Origin of the sequence: Sphingobium algorifonticola, assembly GCF_004005485.1 — a bacterium.
Classification (GTDB): domain Bacteria; phylum Pseudomonadota; class Alphaproteobacteria; order Sphingomonadales; family Sphingomonadaceae; genus Sphingobium; species Sphingobium algorifonticola.
In genome coordinates this window covers 1-2865 of sequence record NZ_RZUL01000029.1, presented here as the reverse complement: position 1 = coordinate 2865, position 2865 = coordinate 1, and the positions used below count along the sequence as shown (strand labels likewise).

Genomic DNA, 2865 nt, shown 5'->3' with positions numbered 1-2865 from the left:
CAATCCTAACGGCCCCAGCATTCAACCTTGTCAGGCAATTATCTGGAGTGAAATCATGGAAAACCGAAGGAAACCTGCGCCTCCCGCCACCACGCTCGACATAAACTGCGACTGCAAAGAATATGTGGTCGATTACCTCACCAAAAGCTTCCCGGTTCGGTTGATGGCCGTGTTTACGGACGAGAATGGCAATGTCCGGTCCGAACCGATGAGTGATGAGAACGGTGCCCCTGTTCTCTGTCGTTCGGCGCTTGCCGCGCGCGATAGCATGATCGAGCAGCTCTGTGCCTTGCCGCCGATCGCGACGGCGCTCGATGCGATCATCGAACGGTTCGGTGTTGATCAGGTCGCCGAAGTCACCGGCCGTACCCGCCGCCTGATCGTCGGGCGCGATGGACGCCAGGTGCTCCAGTCGCGCTCTCCGCGCGCCAATGTCGCCGAAACGCGAGATTTTATGGACGGGACAAAGCGGATTCTGGTTTTCTCCGATGCCGGTGGCACCGGCCGCAGTTATCATGCCGACCTTGCGGCAAAGAACCAGATGCGCCGGGTCCACTTCCTGCTTGAGCCGGGCTGGCGGGCCGATGCCGCAATTCAGGGCCTTGGCCGTACCAACCGCACCAATCAGGCGTCGGCCCCGCTGTTCCGCCCGGTGACCACCGACGTGCGTGGCGAACGTCGGTTTATATCGACCATTGCACGTCGGCTCGACAGTCTCGGGGCACTGACCCGAGGGCAGCGCCAGACAGGTGGGCAGAACCTCTTCGATCCTGCCGACAATCTCGAGAGCACCTACGCCAAGGAGGCGCTTCATCGCTGGTTCGGCCTGTTGTTCGCAGGCAAGCTGGAAGCCGTTACGCTTTCTCGGTTTGAGGAATTGAGCGGGCTCAGGGTCGAAGGGCCCGACGGCGGGATGGTCGATGACTTGCCAACAATCCAGCGCTGGCTCAATCGCATCCTCGCGTTGCCGATTGCTTTGCAAAACGGCATATTTGACGAGTTTCTCGGCCTCGTCGAAGCGCGGATCGATGCGGCACGCCAGGCCGGCACGCTCGACATTGGGGTCGAGACCATTGCGGTGGAGCATTACGAGGTGCTGACCGACACGCTTCTGCGCACCGATGCGCTGTCGGGCGCGACTACGCATCTCCTGGAACTCGAGATCGCGCGGGCGCTCAAGCCTTTGCGTCTCAAACGCCTCGAGGAGCTCTACGGCTTTTCAGGTGCGCGCCAGCAGCTTCTCCGTAATACGCGCTCAGGCCGGATCGGGCTGCTTGTCCCAGCGCGCAGCCTGCTCACAGACGAAGGTATGCGGGTGGCCCGCTTCGAGCTTGTCCGTCCATTGAAGCATGGGCACATCACTGCCGATCAACTCGCGGAGAGCAACTGGGAAACGGTGGATCCAACCGAATTTCGCCGCCTGTGGCAGGTGGAGGTCGATGACGCCGCCTCAAATCACAAGCGCGAGCGCCTGCATCTTGCAACCGGCCTGCTGCTTCCGGTGTGGGACAAACTCCCTTCCGACTATGTTCGGGTCAGCCGGATTTCGGCGCGAGATGGACGCTCGCTGTTAGGCCGGGAGGTTCCCCTCCATTGCGTGCCCGAACTTTGCCAGGCGCTTGGGCTCGAAGACGAACATGCCTTTTCGGCAGAGCAAATCGTCGATGCGGTGCTCGGGACAGGGCGACCGATGCAAATCAAAAGCCGCGAAGCGCTTACGCTCAAGCGCAGCCTCGTCAATGGCGCGCAGCGGCTCGAACTGGCTGGTTGGTCGGTGTCGCGCCTCGACTGGTACAAGACACATGGGTGCTTCACCGAGATCATACGCTATCAAACGCGACTTTTCGTCCCGACGACGAGCGCAGTAGCGGTCTTGGCGCGACTTGTGGGATGAGAATCGTTATCTTGCCAATTGGCATCCAAAGTTATATATGATGCCATATGGAGAATGCTTATGTTGGCACTGCAACCCGTTGATACCGTCCCCCATGCCTTTCGGCCCGATCCTGTAACCCAGGAGGAAGCATCGGCGATGTTTCGCGCCGTGCTGAACCTGTTTGGGAAATGGGAACTAACCGACGAACAAGCCGCGACTTTGCTCGACATGCCTGTTCGCTCCTACCGGCGGTGGAAGGCTGAGGGTGCAGGCCGTGTCTCGCGCGATGGCGCGGCGCGGCTCTCCAACCTGATGGGTATCCACAAGGCGCTGAGGATCATCTTTTCAGAAGCTCCGCGTGGCTACGCCTGGATCAAGGCAGGCAACGCCGCCTTTGCCGGAGCGAGTGCGCTCGACGTCATGCTTGGCGGCGAGCTGACCGATATCATGCGGGTGCGTCGCTATCTTGATGCCGAACGTGGTGCCTGGTGATTGATCCCAAGGCGATTCCGGTTGCCCAGGTCGAGTGGAAAGGTGCGGTACGAATTATCCGCAGTGCCTTTCCACCGATCGACCTGTTCGAAGATATCGCAGACCCCGCAGATTGGCCACTGCTGATCTCTGCCGAGCAAAAAACCAATCCTCGCATTATGGCGACGATCGGCAATCTCGATCTGGTACCTGCTGACCGCCGGGTAGGGGGCAACGGCGCATCCTATCTGATGGCCCCGTTCACGCATGTCAGCACCGACCGACCTAGTCGCTTCACCGATGGGACCTACGGCGTCCTATACGCGGGGGATACATTCGAAACTGCGCTGTTCGAGACAATCCATCACCATGCCCGCTTCATGGCTCGCACTTGAGGATCAGCGTGCAATAGGCACCCCCTTCGTGGGGTGATCGGCGTGCAAAAAGGACCCCTTCATCCCGGGGATTTAGTTGGCCGACTGGTTTTGATCAGTTGGCGAGAACGGGATGTTGATCGT

The 2865-nt window shown here is 60.0% G+C and carries 2 protein-coding genes and 1 pseudogene; all 3 read left to right on the top strand.

The genetic code is table 11. The features are described 5' to 3' along the window. Positions 1-19 precede the first annotated feature (19 nt). On the top strand, positions 20-1894 hold the full coding sequence (locus tag ENE74_RS18010; RefSeq protein WP_420902612.1) for a strawberry notch C-terminal domain-containing protein: 1875 nt from the start codon (positions 20-22) through the stop codon (positions 1892-1894). 60 nt (positions 1895-1954) lie between these two features. Next, positions 1955-2368, top strand: coding sequence for an MbcA/ParS/Xre antitoxin family protein (locus tag ENE74_RS18005; protein WP_127692237.1), 414 nt, complete (start codon positions 1955-1957; stop codon positions 2366-2368). After that, positions 2365-2739 (top strand): annotated as a pseudogene (locus ENE74_RS18000) (RES family NAD+ phosphorylase); the annotation flags it as partial. The gene ENE74_RS18005 and the pseudogene ENE74_RS18000, both read left to right, overlap by 4 nt. Positions 2740-2865 lie beyond the last annotated feature (126 nt).

What these genes read in the sequence shown, in the direction of transcription:
- ENE74_RS18005 (WP_127692237.1), top strand. Translation starts at nt 1,955, where the DNA reads ATGTTGGCACTGCAACCCGTTGATACCGTCCCCCATGCCTTTCGGCCC.